This window comes from Facklamia sp. P12945, assembly GCF_050409485.1.
Lineage (GTDB): Bacteria > Bacillota > Bacilli > Lactobacillales > Aerococcaceae > Facklamia.
Genome location: NZ_JBNUPJ010000001.1, coordinates 1 through 20,035, shown reverse-complemented (window position 1 = coordinate 20,035; position 20,035 = coordinate 1). Strand labels below are relative to the sequence as shown.

The 20,035-nt window shown below is 36.8% G+C and carries 21 protein-coding genes and 1 pseudogene; 3 read left to right on the top strand and 19 right to left on the bottom strand.

Annotation, left to right across the window (positions count from 1 at the left end):
- Positions 1–219 precede the first annotated feature (219 nt).
- The 11 genes from ACQV2X_RS00110 to ACQV2X_RS00060 all read right to left on the bottom strand — a co-directional run bounded on the left by ACQV2X_RS00110 (position 220) and on the right by ACQV2X_RS00060 (position 11,577).
- Positions 220–615 carry a hypothetical protein gene (locus tag ACQV2X_RS00110; RefSeq protein ID WP_428894139.1) on the bottom strand — a complete coding sequence of 132 codons (396 nt, stop codon included), beginning with the start codon at positions 613–615 and terminating at the stop codon, positions 220–222.
- 279 nt (positions 616–894) lie between these two features.
- Entirely contained in the window at positions 895–1,095 is a 201-nt protein-coding gene (locus tag ACQV2X_RS00105) for a hypothetical protein (RefSeq protein ID WP_428891833.1), read from the bottom strand.
- A 198-nt stretch (positions 1,096–1,293) separates the two neighbouring features.
- The gene (locus tag ACQV2X_RS00100; protein ID WP_428874150.1) at positions 1,294–2,460 is read right to left on the bottom strand and encodes an amidohydrolase; all 1,167 of its coding nucleotides are present in this window, start codon (positions 2,458–2,460) and stop codon (positions 1,294–1,296) included.
- 52 nt (positions 2,461–2,512) lie between these two features.
- Complete coding sequence (locus ACQV2X_RS00095; RefSeq protein WP_428874151.1) at positions 2,513–3,229, bottom strand: hypothetical protein; 717 nt, start codon at positions 3,227–3,229, stop codon at positions 2,513–2,515.
- A gap of 10 nt (positions 3,230–3,239) precedes the next feature.
- Positions 3,240–3,962, bottom strand: coding sequence for a DUF5058 family protein (locus tag ACQV2X_RS00090; protein WP_428874153.1), 723 nt, complete (start codon positions 3,960–3,962; stop codon positions 3,240–3,242).
- 305 nt (positions 3,963–4,267) lie between these two features.
- The gene (locus ACQV2X_RS00085; protein ID WP_428894138.1) at positions 4,268–5,200 is read right to left on the bottom strand and encodes an NADP-dependent oxidoreductase; all 933 of its coding nucleotides are present in this window, start codon (positions 5,198–5,200) and stop codon (positions 4,268–4,270) included.
- A gap of 327 nt (positions 5,201–5,527) precedes the next feature.
- On the bottom strand, positions 5,528–5,773 hold the full coding sequence (locus ACQV2X_RS00080; RefSeq protein WP_428881916.1) for a hypothetical protein: 246 nt from the start codon (positions 5,771–5,773) through the stop codon (positions 5,528–5,530).
- A gap of 697 nt (positions 5,774–6,470) precedes the next feature.
- Positions 6,471–7,613, bottom strand: coding sequence for a glycerate kinase family protein (locus ACQV2X_RS00075; protein ID WP_428894137.1), 1,143 nt, complete (start codon positions 7,611–7,613; stop codon positions 6,471–6,473).
- Positions 7,614–7,674: 61 nt separating this feature from the next.
- Complete coding sequence (locus ACQV2X_RS00070; RefSeq protein WP_428874158.1) at positions 7,675–8,997, bottom strand: 6-phospho-alpha-glucosidase; 1,323 nt, start codon at positions 8,995–8,997, stop codon at positions 7,675–7,677.
- Positions 8,984–10,639, bottom strand: coding sequence for a PTS transporter subunit EIIC (locus tag ACQV2X_RS00065; RefSeq protein ID WP_428894136.1), 1,656 nt, complete (start codon positions 10,637–10,639; stop codon positions 8,984–8,986). The genes ACQV2X_RS00070 and ACQV2X_RS00065 overlap by 14 nt, the downstream gene beginning before the upstream one ends.
- A 203-nt stretch (positions 10,640–10,842) precedes the next feature.
- Complete coding sequence (locus ACQV2X_RS00060; RefSeq protein WP_428874160.1) at positions 10,843–11,577, bottom strand: MurR/RpiR family transcriptional regulator; 735 nt, start codon at positions 11,575–11,577, stop codon at positions 10,843–10,845.
- A gap of 371 nt (positions 11,578–11,948) precedes the next feature.
- On the opposite strand from ACQV2X_RS00060, the gene ACQV2X_RS00055 reads away from it, so the two are divergent.
- The gene (locus ACQV2X_RS00055) at positions 11,949–12,569 is read left to right on the top strand and encodes a nitroreductase family protein (protein ID WP_428874372.1); all 621 of its coding nucleotides are present in this window, start codon (positions 11,949–11,951) and stop codon (positions 12,567–12,569) included.
- A gap of 176 nt (positions 12,570–12,745) precedes the next feature.
- Here ACQV2X_RS00055 and ACQV2X_RS00050 read toward each other — a convergent pair whose 3' ends face one another.
- The 8 genes from ACQV2X_RS00050 to ACQV2X_RS00015 all read right to left on the bottom strand — a co-directional run bounded on the left by ACQV2X_RS00050 (position 12,746) and on the right by ACQV2X_RS00015 (position 19,128).
- Positions 12,746–13,207, bottom strand: coding sequence for a Dps family protein (locus ACQV2X_RS00050; RefSeq protein ID WP_428874373.1), 462 nt, complete (start codon positions 13,205–13,207; stop codon positions 12,746–12,748).
- Positions 13,208–13,636: 429 nt separating this feature from the next.
- A complete protein-coding gene (locus ACQV2X_RS00045; RefSeq protein ID WP_428874374.1) occupies positions 13,637–13,867 on the bottom strand; it encodes a PF20097 family protein in 231 nt (76 codons plus the stop codon).
- A 254-nt stretch (positions 13,868–14,121) separates the two neighbouring features.
- Entirely contained in the window at positions 14,122–15,837 is a 1,716-nt protein-coding gene (locus ACQV2X_RS00040; protein ID WP_428894135.1) for an ABC transporter permease, read from the bottom strand.
- A complete protein-coding gene (locus ACQV2X_RS00035) occupies positions 15,837–16,859 on the bottom strand; it encodes an ABC transporter ATP-binding protein (protein WP_428875383.1) in 1,023 nt (340 codons plus the stop codon). The genes ACQV2X_RS00040 and ACQV2X_RS00035 overlap by 1 nt, the downstream gene beginning before the upstream one ends.
- A 77-nt stretch (positions 16,860–16,936) precedes the next feature.
- Positions 16,937–17,998 (bottom strand): extracellular solute-binding protein, encoded by a 1,062-nt coding sequence (locus ACQV2X_RS00030; RefSeq protein WP_428874378.1) that lies wholly within the window; start codon positions 17,996–17,998, stop codon positions 16,937–16,939.
- Between the two features lie 297 nt (positions 17,999–18,295).
- Positions 18,296–18,610, bottom strand: a complete 315-nt coding sequence (locus tag ACQV2X_RS00025) for a type II toxin-antitoxin system RelE/ParE family toxin (RefSeq protein WP_428893374.1) — start codon at positions 18,608–18,610, stop codon at positions 18,296–18,298.
- On the bottom strand, positions 18,607–18,906 hold the full coding sequence (locus tag ACQV2X_RS00020) for a type II toxin-antitoxin system RelB/DinJ family antitoxin (protein WP_428893375.1): 300 nt from the start codon (positions 18,904–18,906) through the stop codon (positions 18,607–18,609). The genes ACQV2X_RS00025 and ACQV2X_RS00020 overlap by 4 nt, the downstream gene beginning before the upstream one ends.
- A 57-nt stretch (positions 18,907–18,963) precedes the next feature.
- Positions 18,964–19,128 (bottom strand): hypothetical protein, encoded by a 165-nt coding sequence (locus ACQV2X_RS00015; RefSeq protein WP_428893376.1) that lies wholly within the window; start codon positions 19,126–19,128, stop codon positions 18,964–18,966.
- A 308-nt stretch (positions 19,129–19,436) separates the two neighbouring features.
- Between ACQV2X_RS00015 and ACQV2X_RS00010 the strand changes: the two are divergent.
- Positions 19,437–19,836: pseudogene (locus tag ACQV2X_RS00010) on the top strand (transposase); the annotation flags it as partial.
- A 6-nt stretch (positions 19,837–19,842) separates the two neighbouring features.
- A partial coding sequence (locus ACQV2X_RS00005) for a helix-turn-helix domain-containing protein (RefSeq protein WP_428894169.1) occupies positions 19,843–20,035 on the top strand: 193 nt, incomplete at its 3' end.

Sequence of the window (20,035 nt, the reverse complement as noted above, 5' to 3'; positions counted from 1 at the left end):
AAAACCATCCTGCTCCACAATATTTTTATAATCTTTATTAAGAAATTCCCTCTTATTGTATCTTGTCTGTGTTTTAGCAAGACCCCAATCAAATTCGCTTTTTATTGATAGTTATTTTAAGTATTTAAAAAACTTCAATAATTGAAGGCATAAGTTACTTATCTTTTAAGTTTATCTACTCGTATGTCTCATCGGTATATCATACACAATTAAAATTGATCAGACCTGTTCGTCTGTAGCAGCTGGATTTACCAAGTTGAAGCGGTAATCGCCTTCCAACCCTTTGGCAATTTCATTATAAGCAGCTTTTAGTTCTTTCTTCATCTTCTGCCATGCTGGCAAAACTTCTAGATGGCCTGCCCCTAATAAATTAATTGAAGCTTTGAAATCTTCATCTGTAAGAGTAATAGTAAAAGTTTTATCTCCTTCCTCAAAATCAGCCCTTAGAAAACCTTCATAATTATCTCTTAAAACGAGTAAGGCCGTCTGCTCCTTCAGCAAATTACTTAGATGTTGTTCGCTCTCTGCGCTAGTGATTAGCGTGGTTTCCAACTTTTCTAGCGAAGAAAATGCCTGTGTTTTCTGATTAATAGTCCTATCTTGTATAGTTATCATGTTCGTAAATATAGACAAAGAGATGAAGAACAAATGCTTAAAAGGATAACTAGCCCTAAAAGCATTTCCAACAGCCGGCTTAATTTTTTGAAGTTTGAGTGTTTCTCATAGAAATAGCTCCTTTAATAAAACAATCAAAAAATTTGAAGCAGCGTAATTTTAGAAGAGAAGTGTAACATTTTTCTTCACGCTTTATTATCTGTTCAACAAAATCTTTCTATCGCACGTAAACTTGTGGAACATAAATTTTATATGCGAACAAGTCAGCTCCACCTGTAATTATACCGAATTACAATAAGCTTCAGCTAGCTCTTTATCATTAGGTTGAAGAAAGCCGGTTCGATAAGCATCTATCAAGTGAAGAGAGTTAATTATTTGATGATAGTCATTGCGTTTATCAATTATGCGTTTATATTCAGTATCAATTGGAAGTCCCTTATAATAAAAATCTGTTAGCTTATAATCATTGTTTTGTAACATATATGTATAGCCTAATTAATTAATAAAAAACCTAATCGTCAGTAAGTCTACTAACCATTAGGCTTATTAGAAAAAAGAGGCTCTATAATAAATAGGATGGAAGGAAGTGTTTTTTCTTCCATCCACCCTATTTGACATAGAGCCAAAAAAGATAAGTATCCTTAAATTAAAAACATACTTTCAGTAGTAGTCAAAAGACTATTCGCTTATATGTAAGAAATCCCATGCGAATTGCGCATGTAGGGCTGCACCAAACTTCAAATAGTCTTCATCAATATTGAATTTTTCATGGTGAGGGAAATAAATTGTATCTTTCTCTTCATTGCTATAACCCATCATTGCATAAGCTCCAGGTGCTTCTTGGAAATAATATGGCATGTCTTCTGATCCCATCATGATTGGGCCGTGAACGTTCTTTCCAGGTCCAAAAACTTTTTCAGCTGCTTTAGCAGCAATTTCAGTGATTCTTTCATCATTATACAAACTAATTGTACTTTCTTCAATTTCAACATTGATTGAAATATCATAGATTTTTTCTAAGCCAGCAGCCAAATCTTTAATCTTATTATGAATAATTTTTCTTGTCTCTTCATGTAAATAACGCATAGAGATATCTAGTTTAGTATATTTAGAAATAACGTTTGCTTTAGTTCCTCCGTTAAATTTACCTACCGTTAGCACAATCGGAGACTGTGAATTCACAAATTTAGTGATCATTGCATTGAGTTGAGTCACAAACTCTGCAGCAGGTAAAATCGTATCTTTTGCTTTATGAGGCATGGATCCATGTCCAGAAACCCCTTCAAAGCTCACGTAGATTGTATCGCACCCTGCCATCCGATAACCAGATGTTATGTCATATGTTCCTACTTCGATAGGCATACCATGCATTCCAAAGACCGCATCGACACCCTCCATTCCTCCATCAGCTACAACCCTTCTTGCTCCTGTAAAGGTTTCTTCCGCTTCTTGAAATAATAAGCGAACTTCTCCTGGTAATTCTTCTTTAATATCTGTCAACATTTTTGCAGCACCTAATAGCATCGACATATGACCGTCATGCCCACAAGCGTGCATTTTTCCATCTTCTTTAGAAGAGTATTCAGCTCCCGATTGTTCTAGAATAGGCAAGGCATCAATATCCGAACGCAATGCAACCGTCTTACCAGGCTTCCCACCTTTAATATGGGCAACCAAAGAAGTTATACCAACCTTTTCATAAGGTATCCCTAACTCCTCCAAACGCTTCATAAGGTACTTTTGAGTCTCAAACTCATGTTCACTTAATTCTGGATACTGATGTAAGTATCTTCTCGTTTCGATTATTTGAGTTTCTAATTCTTTGGCTTTCTCAATAAAGTTCATTATTTATCCTCCTTAAAATCTAACTAATTATTAAAATGTCAATTAAAATCTTTTATTCCTTATTGTTTGACTCTACATCATTTTTGGCCCTATACAAGGAATAAGCAATTCCTAATAAAGCGACTATACCTACATCAGCTGATGAAATTAATTTATATATACTTTCTGGTAAAAAATTTGGTGAGAATTTAATGAAAATCATAGTTGCTACAGCAATTAAGACTAAAACCATTAAATTATTTTTCTTAACCTTGGAACCTAACGTTATCATCATTGCTCCTAATACTCCTGGTAAGGCAAAATCAAAAGAAGCTAAGATGGTAGGTGGTAAGCTATTGATAATCGTTTGACCAGCTACCATGACAATGCCCAAGATGAAAAGATTTGTAAGTGTTGAAGAAATAATAGCAAATATCCCAGCTACTTCAGCCTGTTCAGATCCTGGTTTTAAATCAAGAGCGTCTTGTGTAGCAGCGATGACTGGCATACGCATATTCCCAATATTACCAGATAAAAATGACATATAAGTACCCGCTGGACCAAGAGTGGGGAAATAGGATATCGGCTCTACGAACCAAATAACTCCCACGAACCCAACAATCGAAATTAATCCAGAAATGATATCTGCAATGTCAGGATAATGACCTAATACAAAGGTTAAGTAGGAGGGAATCATTAAAGTTGAAATTAATGCAATTGCGATTGTTACCCTTCCCCAAAAATGTATGGACTTTTGAAAATTACTTGATAAATTTTTATTATTTTCCATTTTTCTCTCCTTAACTCAATATGCTTCCAACAATCATTGCAGCAATAACTGAAAAACCCATAGACCATTCCTTCAACCACTTTTTAGAACGATCTTTTTCAACGATTTTATTAATAGCAACAGTGGCTAAACCTCCGGCAATTAATGCCGCCATAGGAGCAATCGAAGAGTTTTCTTGTAAAATTCCCTTATTGATGACTTCTTTATAACCTAGGGTGAAAAAGATAATAAAAGGTGCAAAGACAGACATGTAAGCGATGGTTAAAGGGTTGGCTTTTTTCATTTTTTCTTGGATACCATCTATTCTTTTAGTAGCAAAGAAGACCACAACCAGCCAGCCTGCTCCTCCTAAAGTCATAACCCAAGCAGCAGCAGATAACATCTTAGGCATAAACTCTGCTGTACCAGCAGTTCCCCCACTACCTATCTGAGCTGAAATAATTTCAAAAGCAGCCGATCCGATAATTCCTATTCTTGCGAAGGTAATTGGTCCTCCAATCCGAGAAATTAAGGCGATGGCTACCGCAAAAACAGCAAAAGCTGGACCAATCGTTCCTATAATTCCAATTTTAAATGATTTCTTTACCTCTTCATTACTTAATAAATTAGTGTTTTTAACGTGATTCTTTGCAAGACGATAAAAAATAAAGGATTGAATGATTACAGTTGATACAATAATAATCGCTAAAATCCACATCACCAAACTATTGGCAATTTGCATTGTTTCATTCATGTGTATTCTCCGTTTCTAATAAAATTTTAACTTTAAAGCGCTTTATAAAGTAAATAAAGTATAACATTTACACTTTTATAAAACAACAATAAATTACATGAAACGAAGTCCGGATAGTTGTGCAGAATCAACAAAACTCTGATTGATAGCGTTTGTTTTTGATAGTTTGCTAAGGTGTTTTGAATCAAAATTGCTATTTTTTATTTCAACGCTCATAAAATATTTATTTGCCATCAGCATTGCTCAAAAAGCAGTGAGATGCCTACGTCAGCTGTACTTCTCCCATTTGAAGAAAGCTATTGGCCTTATTTAATGACAATCACTATTTTACCCTTAGCATGGTGGCTTTCACTGATTTTATGAGCCTCACTTAAGCCATGAGCCGTCAATGGGAATTCATGCCCGATATAAGGTTTAACTTGGCCCTTTTCAATTAACTCAGCTAATTTGGCTAAGTGGTTTCCATTCGATTTGGCCGCAAGAGCTTCAACCGTAATGTTTCTTGCTTTAGCTTTTTCCTGGTCGGCTTGACCCACGGTAGAAACAATTCGTCCGCCGTCCTTTAAGAGAGCCAAACTTTTAGCTAGTGTTTCGCCACCCAAGGTATCTAAGACTAAGTCTAAGTCTTTAGCCACCTCAGCAAAATCAGTGGTTTTATAATTAATGAAGCTATCAACGCCCAGCTTTTTAAGCATGTCTTCATTCTTACCACTGGCTGTTGAATAAACATAAGCACCAAAACTTTTAGCGATTTGAATAGCAAAGCTGCCTACACCACCCGAACCGGCATGAATCAGCACGTGGTCACCTTCTTTAACTCGACCAAACTCCACCATGGCTTGCCAAGCAGTTAGACCCACCATTGGAACAGCGGCCGCTTCTTTAAATGTTATATTTTTTGGCTTATGGGCAACTAAACTCTCCTTAACCGCCACATACTCAGTGTAGGTTCCACTTTTTAAAGAGGAATTGGCAAAGACTTCATCCCCCACTTTGAATTGAGTAACATCTTTACCTATCTCCACCACTACTCCGGCAGCATCCAGTCCCAAAATAATGGGAAAGTCAAAAGAAATTACTTCAGCCATCTCACCTCTTCGCACCTTGGTATCAAAGCGGTTGATGGATGTGGCATGCAATTCAATCAAAACTTGATTGTCTTTAAGCTGCGGTTTAGGTAGATTGGCTTCTACAAATTGATCGGTATCGCCGTATTGATTGATAACAATGGCTTTCATATCAAACACTCCTTCTATTTTCTAGTACTGGAAAAATTCCATCTCTCTTTAGTAATAGTTTAGCACAGGACTGTTTGAACCCCCTAAAGGGATGCTTACAGACCATAAAAATTGAGCATCTAGCGTTTAATCCAGTCCAGAATTTTGTGTAAAATAATGAAAACAATCTTAGAATTATATAAAACTTAATGTAAGATAAATAAATAGGGCTGAAGATAAAGTTGTCTTATCCTCAGCCCTATTTATTTAAATTTTAAACCACCAGACTTTTATTGTTTAAACCGTCGCATCAATCGTTCCAATTAAAGACTGCATTGATTTGAAGAATTAGGGTCTATTATATGCCTCAAAGGTCTGCACATTAATGATTTTATCATTTTCAGTAATCAATGTTGTGTGTTCATTTCTTATAATTTCAATGGCTTCTTCTTTCGAAATTTCTTGATTATGAATGGGAGTACCCATCCCTTCCCAATGGGTGAAACGAATAGGTTTAGTGGCTTGTTTGATTTGATTAATCACTTCTTCTTCTGAAACATTGGTCCCTAAATCTGTTGACGTATAATGAATCATTTGAACAACCTCCTTTTTAAGATAGTATATCACAGAGTGCAAACAAAACGTATAGTTAATGGTTTAAATTTTAATTATTTTGTGCCCTAACTGATCCTTGATATTGAATGACACTCTTTATTATTGACCGAACACTAACAATGGAGTTGGTTAACCTATTACTTATGATTTGAGTTGAAATCTTTATATTAGACAATACCTGCGTCCTATTAAGAAGACTCAAATTCTTGAACCCCCCCAACGGTCAAACATAGATTAAAAATCTGTTTTAAGATTATTTAACATTCAATTGCCCTAATAAGACGACCTTTATTTTTTAATAAGGTCTCCTTTTAGAATTTATGAAACAAATATGCAAGAAAAGGAAGAAAAGCGAGTAAATTAATTATTATTAAAATAATACTGATACGCTTATTAATTGTTCTCTTGTAAGGATCTTTTTCTTTATACCATTGATAAATCGCAACCATCATTAAAACTAAAAGAAATATTAAGAAAACAACAAACAATTTTGTAGAAAGCATCCCATCCCCCCAGAAAAAAATTTTTAACTGAAATATTCGCATGCAATACACAATCATACTAAATTTCTAACGCTAATTAACTATATAAAATTGTAAGAACGCTTTCAACTTTTTTAAAATAACCTTAAAAGAACATCCTTCTTGACAGTCTTTTTCTATTAAAACCTTTCATTTTATAAGCAAACCAGCTTATTTTTTTGAGCGAACTCAATCAGATTGATCGTCCTCTCCACAGCTTTGGTTAACAGTTGTTGACTCAATTCCATTGCTCGGTCCAATTCCATAGGGCGATCAACAATAGGTATTAAGGCGAGTAAGTTTTCTTCAGGAAGGGCAACTTGTTGACTATCAATCTGTCCAGCAAATAACAAGACGGGTACCTGATACTTTTTAGCCAAGCGACTGATACCAATAGGTACTTTGCCACCGAGGGACTGATCATCGAATCTACCTTCACCAGTTATAATCAGATCGGCTTCTTTAATCAATGCGTCAAGGTTCCCTTTTTCAGCTAATAAGAAAAGCCCATTTCTATATTTGGCTCCAAAAAAGGTCGATAAGGCAAAACCTATCCCTCCTGCTGCTCCGGCCCCTTCTAAATGTCGATAGTCTTTTTTTGTGGCCTCTAACAATAGGTCGGCGTAATTTTTCATCGAAGCATCATAAGTAGGAAGGTCTTTAGTAGCTAAGCCTTTTTGTGGCCCAAAGACATAGCTTGCTCCTTTAGGACCTATTAAGGGATTATTTACATCAGAGGCAAGTATTAAATCACCCTGCTTCATCCGTCGATCTAGACCTGACGGATCCATACTTGCTACTCGATTCAACTCTACAGGTAAAATGGGCAACTCTTGCTGGTGGCTATCAAAAAATTTTAAGCCTAGCGCTTGAAGTAAGCCCATTCCTCCGTCAACGGTCGCACTACCACCTAAACCAAGAATAATCCTTTCAGCACCAAAATCAAGTGCTTGTATCAGTTGTTGTCCTACCCCATAGCTAGTATGGCGCGTAGGGTCTAAGTTTTTAGGGTCGGCATGAATAATACCTGCTCCTTGTGCTACTTCTATAATGGCTAATTTTTCCTGCTCAATCCATCCCCATTTTCCATTAAATGCCTTACCATCAACACCCTTGATGGTTTGTGTAATATATTCCCCTTTTAATACCGATACAAAGGCATCCACTGTTCCCTCACCGCCGTCTGCGATTGGAAAGCAGGTGACTGAATGATTAGGTAAAGCATCTTTAACGCATAAATTGGCTTGTTCACTAGTCATTGATCCTTTAAAGGAATCGATTGCTGCTAATATCTTCATTAAACACCTTCTCCTTATTTAGAAAAACGACGTAAGCATAACTCTTACGTCGTATCCCTCTTTATTTTAAAGTCGGCCAATATTCTTTGTTGGCTTCAATCAAAGCATCCAAGACTTGACGCGCCTTTTTGGCATCGACAACCGTACGATTTAAAGTAAGTGCTTGTAAGGCCTTATCATAAGATTCTTCAAGGTAGGCTTCGACCGTTAATTGTTCAAAGGCGTGTTGCCCTTCAATCATGCCTTTATAGAATGTGCCTACTTTTCCTACTGCGTAAGGTCGTGGACCATTGACTCCTAGTGAAGCAGCGACCTCAATCATGCAATCATCCGGTAAGTTCGCAACAATTCCTTCGTTACGGACTATAACTACAAAAGTCTTCCTTAAATTGTTGGCAATCGAAGCAGCGACTTCAACAATCATGTCTCCGTGCGCATCATTATGCACGATATCTGAATCTTTTGCTGTGCCATTCTTAATAATACGACGACATTCAGTAAAGACTTTTTTCTCGCGCCCATTTCGCACCTCATCACTACGAGTCCAATTTGGATCTAGTTTAGCTAATTTAGCGTCTGGATAGAGGTAATATTGTAAATAGGTGTTGGGTAGATAATCTGGGAAGTCTCGCAACATATCTTCCACCATTGCATAGGTATCCAACCATGATTGGTCACGCTGTTCGGCATCCACTGGTCGAAAGCCCCCATTAAGAATCATTTCTTTTAGTTCTGGTGCGCGATCCTTACCAAATTCATCGTAAAGATGGGTAAACCAACCAAAGTGATTAAGACCAAAATAAACCGGTTCAAATTTATCTGCATCGTAGTCTAAGAGCTTACCGAAAGAACGTAAGAGGTTGACGGGTTGATCACAAATATTTAGAATTTTATCCTCTTCTGGGAAGATTTTATCTAGTGCTAGAGCTACAATTGCCGCTGGGTTTGTATAGTTAAGGATCCATGCATCCGGACTGTAATGGCGCACATCATTTACCATTTCTTCCATATCTCTAATTGATCGCATACCATAGGCAAATCCACCCGGCCCACACGTTTCTTGACCAATGACACCGAGTTGAAGTGGAATTTTTTCATCGCGATCACGCATATCGTAGCCACCTGTCCGCATTTGACAGAAGACAAAATCCACATTTGAATACGCTTCTTTTTTATCTGTCGTATAGCTAAAGTCTACCTCTGGTGCTTCTTCTCTAAAGAGTATTTTGCCAAATTCCCCAATCACTGCTTGCCGTTTCTCATCAATATCATAAAGCACCAATTTGTTAATCGGAAACTTATCCAGATGTTTAGTCATTGCTTTTAAAATACCCGGTGTCCAAGTAGATCCGCCACCGACAACCACTATATTATTTTTTTTCATTTTCTGCGGTCTCCTTTTGTATTTTTTGATCTTTACGATTATAAATGTAATCGTCAACGATGTTACGCATTTGTGTAATTCTTCCGCCGTAAACCACATGGATGGTATGGTCATCTGGTTTGATAATACCATTGGGTTGGGTCCGGTTAAGTAAACTTTCATCAATTAACGAACTGTCTTTGACTTCCACACGTAAACGACTGATGCAATTATCAACATCAGTAATATTATCAACGCCTCCTAAGCCATTGACAATATTTTGCGCGGTTAAACGATTCGCTTCCGTAATATCTACCTCCTCATTACCGTCAACTTCTTCTTCAACAAAATCACTGGCTTGACGACCTAAGGTCATGATATTAAGTCGGGTGATAATATATTTGAAAGTGAAATAATAAACGGCGAAGAAGATGGGTCCGGCAATGAGATAAATATACCATTTCGTTTCAGCACCTTGCAGTACCCCAAAGACGAACCAATCGATGATTCCCCCTTGAACATTTCCGATAGCCACATCTAATAAGGCTGGAATTAAGAAGGCAATTCCTGCAAATATTGAATTCACTACCCACAAGATTGGTGAAATAAAGATAAATGAGAATTCAATCGGTTCGGTAATCCCAGTTAAAATCACCGCAGTGACACCTGGAATAAAGAATTTCAATAAACGGTCTCTTTTTTCTGGTAGAGCCATATGATACATCGCTAAAACAGCTGCCGGCATACCGAATACCATCTGCAAGATCTTACCTTGAGCGAGGAAGGCTGTTGCATCCGTTGAAAAAGGAAGACCGTTGTCTAATTGATAGAGATAAATTTGAAGGGCTCCGACCAGTGATTCACCATTGATATTTTCAATCCCACCCAAGGCGGTGAAACGGAAACTCTGGTTGAGTACATGGTGCAACCCCGTTGGAATCATCAGTTTTTCGATCATTCCATATAAAAAGATTCCCAAAGAGCCCGTTTCGCTGATAAGTCCACCTAAAGCAATAATAAGTTGATTTACCAAAGGCCATACGATGGTTAACAAGGCACCGACTATCGCCATCACGATGGCTACGACAATTGGTACAAAACGTTTCCCACTATAGAAAGTAAGGGATTGATGTAATTCAGTGTTACGGTATTTATTATGTAAGAAGACACCCATCAAACCGGCAATAATACCACCGATAACATTGGTATTATATACAAAGAGGCCTAGCGTACGAGTAAATAAGGAATTCTGTAAAGTGGCATCGACTTGAGACAAGCCCTCTGTTTCCATTAAATAATTAATTGACGTTGTGTCCGGAGTTAAGCCTTGAAGTTGTAATACATACGTCATCCCAATCAGCATAGCAATATATCCTACTGCCCCTGAATAAACGGCTACTTCCTTATCTCTTCTAACCATTCCTAATGGAATCGACATAGCAAATAAAATAGGTAAGTACCCAAATGGTAACGCGGATAACTTACGAATCATGCCAAAAATGTTTTGTAAAATCTCGTTCCCTAAAAAAGGCACGTAACGGATTATATTTTCGTTTTGTAAAGCAGCTGATAGCCCCAGAAAGATTGCCATGAATGAAAGCAAACTAATTGGGAATAACAGAGATTTGCCAAAACTTTGAAAATTCTTTCTAAAATTTTTCAATTGACAACATCCTCTCTTTTATAGTTTCTAGTGTTACCGGTCGTGTCTTGCAGTAGAAACCCTGTCTCTTTTCTACCTAATGATTCATTCTTCCTCCTCTCTTATATTCTTAATTTACTTCTTTTGTATTATAGCGCTTACATAAGACGGATGGCTCCAAGTGGACGGATAATTATCCACAAATGGCCACTTTGTTAAAAAGCTTATTTAACTAACTTCAAATAGTTTGATTTGAGGTAGTTAATTGTTTCATTGACCATTAAAATCATATGCACTTGCTGTTCCCTTGACAAACCGTCTAATAAATTCACTTGAACGTCATGATAAAAGCTTAATTTACTGGCCTTCATGACTGAAGAATCCTTTTTGGTTATCGCAAAGACCGTCATTTTTTTTGCTTTGGCTTTCTCAATAACTTGCAAGCAGCGCTGTGTTTCACCTGAAGATGAAAGTACTAATAGGCTATAATTGTGAAAATGCTCCAACATTTTGATTTCAGAAATAATCACCACCGGAATGCCTAAATAAATCAACTGCCTTGCCATGTAGCGTGCGGTGACCCCGGAAGCCCCTAGACCAAAGAGCATTAAGTGGTGGCGATGGGTATAGATAGCCCCTGCTAAATCAGCCAAACTTGCAAAGTCAATCAGATCCACAGCACTTTCAGTAGTGGTCAATCCTGAATGTGCTTTACGTTTTTGTAAATTGATGTCTGCTTGTACCGCATATTTAAGTTCACTGAACCCTTTAAAGCCTAACAACTTACACGTTCGGTTTATTGTCGCTTGTGAGGTATAAGTCTCTTGGGCAATTTTTAACACGGTTTGATTGGGAATTGATGCAAAATGATTCTCTAAATAATCCAGTACAACTTTTTCACTTTGACTTATTTTCTTAGCAAAATTCCTCTCTTGCAATTGGTTGATTACTTGGTACATAGATTTATGATCTCCTTTTTTGTATCTCATCAAGTTATAAGTGGTCTAAATGCATACCTATTGAGTATGTATACCCTTTCATTATAAAGGATTATATTCTTTCATACTAATTCAGTTTTACAAGAGTCACAACTAGATGTTTGTTGCAAAGGATTAAAAAGCAACTAAGAGACAGATGTCTGCCATCTCTTGATTAGATAGCAACAAATAACTCCAATCGATCAAAACTTTTAGTAACTTTAGAAAAAATTTGAAACTTATACTTGCTATTTGTTAAGAATAGTGTATACTTAAAAATAGAGATATACGAAAACTAAGCTTTGAGTGTATCTGATTAGAGTAATTACAAATTAGATTTAGGAGTGAAATAAATGGGATTATTTAGTAAAGAACCAAAAGAAAACTTTTTAGACATGATTGAGAAAAGACGCTCAATTTACGATTTGAAGGCTGCATCACCAATCAGTGACTCAGAAATTGAAAGTATCATTGCAGATGTAATTAAATTTACACCTTCAGCTTTCAACTCACAAAGTACACGTATCGTTTTACTATTAAACGATAACCACAAACAACTTTGGGATTTAACTACAGAATCTTTAAAAGAGATGATGGGAGATGCTGATTTCACAGGAACACAACAAAAAATGGATATGTTCAAAAATGCATACGGAACCGTTCTCTTCTTCGAAGATAAGACAGTCGTTAAAGGTTTGCAAGAACAATTCCCTATCTTTGCTGATGGATTCCCTACTTGGGCTCAACATACTAATGCTATGCATCAATTTAATGTATGGACTGCTTTTGCTGAGAAACATTTAGGTGCTTCCTTACAACACTATAATGGTGTGATTGATGAAAAAGTTTATGAAACTTATGGCATTTCTAGAGACTGGGAATTAGTCGCTCAAATGCCATTTGGCGAAATCGGTTCACCAGCTGGCCCTAAAGAGTTCCAACCAGTAGAAGAGCGATTCATCGTTAAAAAATAAGTAAAACACTTTCATTAACATTTGAAAAGAAGTATTGTCCAAATGGATAATACTTCTTTTTTAAATCTTTTATTAAGCTTTAAATAGAAAAATACGCCAATAAACTTAAACAATCTTCTTAAAAAGAATTCACTGAACAAAAAAACTCCCTCTTATAACGGAGGGAGATGTTATGACTATTTTTCATTAGCACTTTTATCTAAGTAAGCATTTAACATCCAAATTGTTTTTTCAGCCTCGGATTTTAAAGCAATGAGCATATCATTTGATGGAAAGTCTTCTGCTTCATCGGTTAAGTGAATACCTTCATCATACAAAGCAATTAATGTTCTATAATCGTTGACAATCGCTTCTACCATTTGATCTTGTGATAATGCTTGATCACTAGTACTTTCTTTAATAACAGAATGTTCAATAAATTCTGTTAAAGTGGCATATGGCTGACCACCAATAGCTAATAAACGTTCAGCAACCTCATCCATATCAGCTGTCACCTGATCATACAATTCTTCAAACTTTTCATGCAGTGTGAAAAAACGTGTTCCGCTTACATACCAATGAAATTGATGCAGCCGAGTATAGAAAACACCTTGTGTAGCAACCACTTTATTTAATAGATCAAACACCTTTTTCTCCATACGATTTCCTCCTATTTTTTGCTTTTAAAGCAAGGTTTTTCTCACCATTGCTTTATATCTTTAGCATAGCATGTTCCTCCTCAATAGTTAATTATTATGCTTATCTTCAACCATACTTAAAAATTAATCACTTCGGTTTCCCTTCATCCTTTTAATTAAAACAGCTATTATCCGACACTGATTAGCCAGCAACAAGAACTTTCTACCAAATGAATTAGTAAAAGAAAACACCTCTTGAAACGTTCCATTGAACAATTGCTCACTCGCGAACCCTGTTAGCGATGAATAAAAATCGATTCACGAAAGTACACGAATAAAATAACTAATAAGAAAGCAAGCGAATTTAACAAGAGGTCTTAAAACATTTTTCCCCTGATTAATAAAAAAAGACTTGAAAATTCAAGCCTTTCCAGCTATTTTAAGAGCTTATTATTTTTTACGTTGCGTTTTTAGATCGACGGTTAATAATTCACAGTTTTCACAAACAAAAGCCTCTGCTTTAGGGCGACTTAAGAAAGAACCATTACTCTTTAAAGCGAATCCTCCGCTAGCAAATATACCACCGACTAATTTTTTATCGTCGGGCTGCCACTTAATCGCATAGCGATCTCCTAATAAACTCCCTTTTAACATTTCGTTACCACATTGAGGACAATTCATACAATCATCTCCTTTAAAATTTAATGCACCGACTATCACAAACTTATCGATTAGAGAAATTATAACCGTTTTACTTTTAACGGTTCAAGTGATGCAGTTTATGCCACTATGGAATAAGTTGTACTGCGTTTATTTCTCCACTCTCTTCACAAAGAAAGAATGGTTATTTTTATTTGTAAAGGGGCTTTCTTTTGAAGGTGGCGTTTTTATTTTACTTAATTTTTTTATTTTAATAACAGACGATTCCTTAGGGTTTATTTCCCTCTTCTTTCCTCAGCTAAGCGATTTCCCCGACCATATATGAAATACAACGCGAGTCCCTTTATCCCCATTAAAAAGACGGAATAAACCGCATTAATTGCTTGAGCGTCACTGTTAGTGTCTGCGTTCGCATTACGACGGATCACAATACCTAAAGTAGGCTGGGAGGGTTGATATAAAAAGACTGAGAGATCAAAATCATCGACTAGCCGATTAAAATGAATGGCTATAAGTGCTAGGATAGTCGGTAGGATAACTGGTAACACAATCTTTCTAAAGGTGTACCCTGATGAAGCTCCTAATAGGACCGAAGCATCTTCTAATTGATTATCCAATCCATAATAAGCTGCCTTCAAATACCTCAAGGAATTAGGAAGGGAAACTACCATATAAGTTATGGGTAAAATCCACCAAGATCCGATTACTGAATGTCCTCCTAATAAAAAGGAAGGCCGATCATAAGCCATCAGATACCCCACTACCAACAGTATCCCTGGAATCAACCAAGGAATATAAAAGACGTATTCTAAAAGAGGCGTGAAAAATTTTAGTTGCCCACGGTGAAGCTTGCGAGCAACAATAGCCATTAGAAAAACGGCTGCCAGTGCAGCAATTAATGAATAAAGAATGGAGGTCACAATGGGTTGAAGGTTGTCACTCAGTGAAAAAACCTTGACATAATTATCTAAAGTTAACTGACCAAGTGAAAGATTAGCAGATCGTAGGGCTTGAGATTTTGAAAAAGAAGCGATGATTAAAGCCACGAGCGGTAAGGAATAAATTATCAATATAAGATAAGCTAGCACATGAATTACTGCATTCCAGATAGGCGACTGAATTTTTTGCTTTTGCAAACGAGCTTGCGTCTTTGACAGAGATAAATAACGCAGGCGGTGTTCGTTACGAGTCATACTATATAGTAAAAAAATTTGGGTGAAGCCTAGAAAAATCGATAGAATGGACGCTAAGTCCCTAGAAGCAGGCCGATTAGCAAAGGTTAAAATTAATGGACTAATCGTCTGAAACGTCTTCCCTCCTACCATAACTGGTGCCGAAAAAGCTGCCAAGCCTGTTTGGAAGGTCATAATAGTCAGCGTTATAATTACCGGCTTAAGTGTTGGTAAAACAACCGTTTTCAAAATATAACTAGGGCTTGATCCCATCAACTTGGCTGCTTCAATCAAGTTAAAATCAACCGATCGGATAGCGGACGATAAGAAAAGCATATAAATATGAGTGGTGCCGAAAGTCATTACAAAGAAAACAGCTCCAAATCCTTCAAACCAATAAGGATCTAAATTGGGCAAGACCTCCATTAATAACTTGGTCAAAAACCCATTCTTTCCATAAACAAGTAGATAGCCAAAGTTCATGACAATTCCACCCATTAACAGGGTGGTCATGTAGCCCATCTTCAAGAATCTTGCCCCGCTTATCTCAAAATAATCCGTGACTAGAACTAAAAACACGCCTAAGAAATTCACTGATACAGCCAAAGAAACAGCTAAAACAAAGGAATTTTTTATCGATTGCATGGCGCGTTTGGACGTTAACACTTTCTCAATTGAAGAAAAATCAAGGTTGCCACCCACTAGTAAACTATTGGTGAAAACAACACTAATTGGATAGATAATAAAGGTAATAACTAGCCAAATGATAAAAGTATAGAAGAATAGATGAGTCACCTTTTTATTAGATATTTTTGGCATTAGCTCTCACCTTTTTCATAGGATAAAATGCTTGCTGTATCTAAAGATAGGGTCACAGAATTGCCAGGCTGAAAGGTGTTCAATGTTTGGTTGAGCGTCATAAAACGAAGTGTTGACGGTCCCGCTTCAACTTCGTATAGAATAACATCTCCTTGAAAGATTTTATTCGTAAGGGTCGTCGTAAAACTTAAATTGTCAGAAGGATATCTGTTCACATGCAAGTTCTCTGGACGAATATAATGACGCTTCGATCGATCGAATTTGAAATCGCTTTGACGGTTCAGCCATTCTACTAAATTTTCTGAAAGAAAATTGACATCTCCGACAAAATTACAGACAAATTCTGTTTCTGACCGATTATAAATTTCACTTGGCGTTCCCACTTGCTGAATTTCCCCCTTATTAAAAACAGCTATTCGGTCTGATAATTCTAAAGCTTCGCGTTGATCGTGCGTAACATAAACAGCTGTAAGATTTGTACGCGCTTGGATAGCTTTCAGCTCCCCTCTCAACTGTTCGCGTAATTTTGCATCCAAATTGGATAAGGGTTCATCAAATAAAATTAAATCCGGTTCAGTAACTAACGTTCTTGCTATCGCCACACGCTGTTGCTGTCCACCTGATAACTGGGAAACATTTTTAGTTAAAAGGGTGGTGTCGAGGTCGACTAATTGCGCTTGTTCGGCTACTCTTTGTTTAATTTCTTCACGATTTACCTTCGCTACTTTTAAACCATAAGCAATGTTATCAAAGACAGTCATCGTCGGAAATAAAGCGTAGGATTGAAACACCATGCCGATATTTCTTTTTTCAGCTGGTTGATAGCTTATGTCTTGTTCATTTAATAAAATTTTACCATGACTCGGTAATGTTAAGCCTGCAATGGCGCGAAGGGTGGTTGTTTTTCCACAACCGGAAGGACCCAATAAAGTAAAAAATTCTCCTTTATTTATTGATAAATTAACACCCTTGACCGCGGCAAAGTCTCCATAACGAATTTCGATTGATTCTAATTTAAGCATAAGCCCACTCCTTTATTGAATAAGAAAACAAAAAGCCTCAGCCTCGAAATGAGGATGAGGACTTGGCGAGAATGATCTTATGGCATATATTCCAGTTCTAATTTTTCTACCCAACTATCTACATTCTGACGGTAGAAATCCCAGTCAACATCCATACGGACCATTTTATCTAATAATGCTTTTAGGGGTTCGGAAAGCACTTCTTGGCCACCTTCCGTCACCGGTAAGAAGCCAAATTCTTCAGCAAAAACTTTTTGCACTTCATCAGAGCCGTACCAGTTTACGAAATCTTCAGCCGCTGAATAATCATACTCTTCTCCCTTATCTAAAATCCCGATTTGTTCAGTCATGGAAAAAATACCGTATGTTGGAACGATTGGCTCTAATGCTAAGCCATCGTACTCTTCTAAGGCAAGCGCAGTCCCTGAAATATGATAGTAGTTATAAGGGGTTGTGCCTTCTTGGAAAAGCACCCATTGGTCTTCCCCTTCTCGTGCTTGGTAGCCATTATTGATATAAGCCGCAACTTTTTGCCACCCTTCTTCAGAAATTCCAAGTTCTCCTTCATCATCGCGGTATTGCATTAGCATGGAAAGAATAATTTTTTGGTTGGTTGAACCTGCTAAATCCGACGGAATACGGTACTTATTCTTCAACGCCTCTTCTTGGCCTAACGCTTCCAATGTTTTTACAGCATCTTCTTGGTTTATAAATTCAGGATTGTACATCCCAAAAATATACGCTTCAGCAAAAGGATAAAATTCACCCTTGCCGATGATAATTTCTTCGGGTACGTTTTCGGCCCAAACTGGTTCAAAAGCATGTAAATCAACTTGCTCTTGTACATTTAACCAGTTGGCTTCATCCATCCCAATAATCACATCCGCTTGTGGATCGTTTGCCTCAGCCAGTAGCCGATTGTAAGTATCTCCCCCCGGAGCGGTTACCATTTCCAAGTAAAAGCCTTCAGCTTCAGCTAATTCGACAAGCCGAGCCGTACGCGCATCGTCATAATAAGTATTGGAATAAATCGTTACTGTACGCTTTTCGTCTTGTGCCATTCCTTTAGCAAGTCCAGTGCTAGTAAAAACGGATGCAGACAAAACGGCCATTGATGCTATTAAAAATTTTTTATTCATTGATTAAGCCCCTCATTATTTTTTTCAAACTAAGATTACCAACCCACTCTATTAAAGTCAATTGTTGTGACAAAGTTACTCTCCTTTCAAAAGCTGATTCAAGTATTTATTATTAATTTAAACACTTACCAACGGTGATTGATTCATATCGTTAAAGATATTTACTTATTTTAATGCAGCCTGTAATTTGGTCGTATCTCCACCGATTTATACCGTTATTTTCTTTATTCTATTTGCCAATATATCATCTCCTTAATTTTAGGCATCAAAAAAGCACCTCCCTTTTTGATAGGTGCTTTATAAAATATCTTCGTAATTTCTTCTTGAATACAGAACACGGATTATTTCTACTAGCTTTTCTCCATTATTTACTCGGTAGAAAATAAGATAGTTTTTTACGGGACAAATTCTTATATTCTCTTTATCTAAGTCTTCATCTCTATACCTTCTAAATCTTTCAGGCATTTCATCAAGCCCTCTTATAGACTCTTCTATTTTCTTTATTAACCTTAATGCGGATAAATCAGAATTCAAGTTTGCAGAAATATACTCATATATTTCAATGATGTCTTTTTTGGCTCTAGATGATACTACAATAGTATATTTGCTCATAATTGATCGTAAATTGATTTAAAAGCCTCATCCACATTTTCATATTTCCCATCTTTTAAATCATTTATCCCTTCCATTAGCATCTTGTTTAATTCATCCCTTGAGATGTCAAAAATATCAACAAGTTTTACATCCGGTAATTTTACATCAAAAGGTAAGCCTTTATTAAGAATAATCTGCCTATAAAACATATCCACTGCATTTGATGGAGGTATGCCCAAGGTTTTCAGTATCTCCTCCGCCCTTTCTTTAATTTCCGGTTTCATCCTTATATTTAGGTTTGCTGACTTAGCCATAATTGACTCCTCCTTTTGCTTAATTATATCAAATACGTCAACACTATGTCTATACATTTAAAGTTTATCGAAGTCCTCCTGTGTAACTACTTGCTTATCTTTCCACTCATCGTTAGTTTTTTCTGTGTCCATATCAGTTATAAGTCCAATGGTGAGTAAATCTAAATCAAAAACAGAAAGACCACGTTCCACTGCTCTTAATAAAAATAAGGGGGTGGTCATTGGTCTTACTTTTTAGATATTTTTCCATCTTAATATATAATCCCCACAATTTTATTAGCTGGGATAGGATTTGATAAATAGAAAAAGTAGAAAAATTATCTAACCATTCCTCTGGACTGTCTTCTACCGTCTTATCCCCATGTCTTGCCATGACATAGGCTACATTCTCAAAGAGTTCTAAAGAACCTATATCAATATTAGAGTTATTCGGATAAAGTCCATATAATTGTGTAAAAGATAAAGAGCCATATAAAGCTCCTTTTACGGTACAATGTTTTTACTCCAAAACATATCCAAAAGGACTTTACATGACCCAAGTACATTTTACACTGAACAGCGAAGTGGTTCAAATTATTATTGATTATTCGGTAAAAGAGGAGGTATCTAAAAATAGTTTGACGACAGTATTTAATCAGTTAATGGAAAACCAACGAACAGAATATATTCAAGCCGATGAGTATGAACGTTTAAAAAGTCGTCAAAATCAAAAAACGGCTATTATGAGCGAGAGTTTACCACTTGTGTAGGAACACTTGATTTAAAAGTGTCCAGAACTCGCAATGGTGAATTTTCACCAACGGTATTTGAGCGTTATCAGCGAAATGAACAGGCTCTGCTCGCTTCCATGTTGGAGAGGTATGTCTCTGGTGTTTCTACACGTAAAGCTTCAAAATTGTTGAAGAACTCTGTGGAAACTCTGTCTCAAAATTCCACATGGCTCAAACATATGGTACCACATCCCCCAAAGGCAAACATCTATCTTATGAAGAACGTGTGAAGATTGAAGCGTATAAAACACAAGTCCCTCCTCCATCCAACCGTGCAATCGCTCGATTGCTCGGACGTTCACCACAGACCATTCATACAAAAGTGAAACGCGGGACAGTTACTCAGAAACGCAAACAAT

What these genes read in the sequence shown, in the direction of transcription:
- ACQV2X_RS00035 (WP_428875383.1), bottom strand. Translation starts at nt 16,859, where the DNA reads ATGCTTAAATTAGAATCAATCGAAATTCGTTATGGAGACTTTGCCGCG.
- ACQV2X_RS00070 (WP_428874158.1), bottom strand. Translation starts at nt 8,997, where the DNA reads ATGAAAAAAAATAATATAGTGGTTGTCGGTGGCGGATCTACTTGGACA.
- ACQV2X_RS00045 (WP_428874374.1), bottom strand. Translation starts at nt 13,867, where the DNA reads ATGAATTGTCCTCAATGTGGTAACGAAATGTTAAAAGGGAGTTTATTA.
- ACQV2X_RS00095 (WP_428874151.1), bottom strand. Translation starts at nt 3,229, where the DNA reads ATGGAAAATAATAAAAATTTATCAAGTAATTTTCAAAAGTCCATACAT.
- ACQV2X_RS00105 (WP_428891833.1), bottom strand. Translation starts at nt 1,095, where the DNA reads ATGTTACAAAACAATGATTATAAGCTAACAGATTTTTATTATAAGGGA.
- ACQV2X_RS00020 (WP_428893375.1), bottom strand. Translation starts at nt 18,906, where the DNA reads ATGGCTAAGTCAGCAAACCTAAATATAAGGATGAAACCGGAAATTAAA.
- ACQV2X_RS00090 (WP_428874153.1), bottom strand. Translation starts at nt 3,962, where the DNA reads ATGAATGAAACAATGCAAATTGCCAATAGTTTGGTGATGTGGATTTTA.
- ACQV2X_RS00050 (WP_428874373.1), bottom strand. Translation starts at nt 13,207, where the DNA reads ATGGAGAAAAAGGTGTTTGATCTATTAAATAAAGTGGTTGCTACACAA.
- ACQV2X_RS00015 (WP_428893376.1), bottom strand. Translation starts at nt 19,128, where the DNA reads ATGACCACCCCCTTATTTTTATTAAGAGCAGTGGAACGTGGTCTTTCT.
- ACQV2X_RS00055 (WP_428874372.1), top strand. Translation starts at nt 11,949, where the DNA reads ATGGGATTATTTAGTAAAGAACCAAAAGAAAACTTTTTAGACATGATT.
- ACQV2X_RS00040 (WP_428894135.1), bottom strand. Translation starts at nt 15,837, where the DNA reads ATGCCAAAAATATCTAATAAAAAGGTGACTCATCTATTCTTCTATACT.
- ACQV2X_RS00100 (WP_428874150.1), bottom strand. Translation starts at nt 2,460, where the DNA reads ATGAACTTTATTGAGAAAGCCAAAGAATTAGAAACTCAAATAATCGAA.
- ACQV2X_RS00030 (WP_428874378.1), bottom strand. Translation starts at nt 17,998, where the DNA reads ATGAATAAAAAATTTTTAATAGCATCAATGGCCGTTTTGTCTGCATCC.
- ACQV2X_RS00085 (WP_428894138.1), bottom strand. Translation starts at nt 5,200, where the DNA reads ATGAAAGCCATTGTTATCAATCAATACGGCGATACCGATCAATTTGTA.
- ACQV2X_RS00060 (WP_428874160.1), bottom strand. Translation starts at nt 11,577, where the DNA reads ATGTACCAAGTAATCAACCAATTGCAAGAGAGGAATTTTGCTAAGAAA.
- ACQV2X_RS00025 (WP_428893374.1), bottom strand. Translation starts at nt 18,610, where the DNA reads ATGAGCAAATATACTATTGTAGTATCATCTAGAGCCAAAAAAGACATC.
- ACQV2X_RS00110 (WP_428894139.1), bottom strand. Translation starts at nt 615, where the DNA reads ATGATAACTATACAAGATAGGACTATTAATCAGAAAACACAGGCATTT.
- ACQV2X_RS00080 (WP_428881916.1), bottom strand. Translation starts at nt 5,773, where the DNA reads ATGATTCATTATACGTCAACAGATTTAGGGACCAATGTTTCAGAAGAA.
- ACQV2X_RS00075 (WP_428894137.1), bottom strand. Translation starts at nt 7,613, where the DNA reads ATGAAGATATTAGCAGCAATCGATTCCTTTAAAGGATCAATGACTAGT.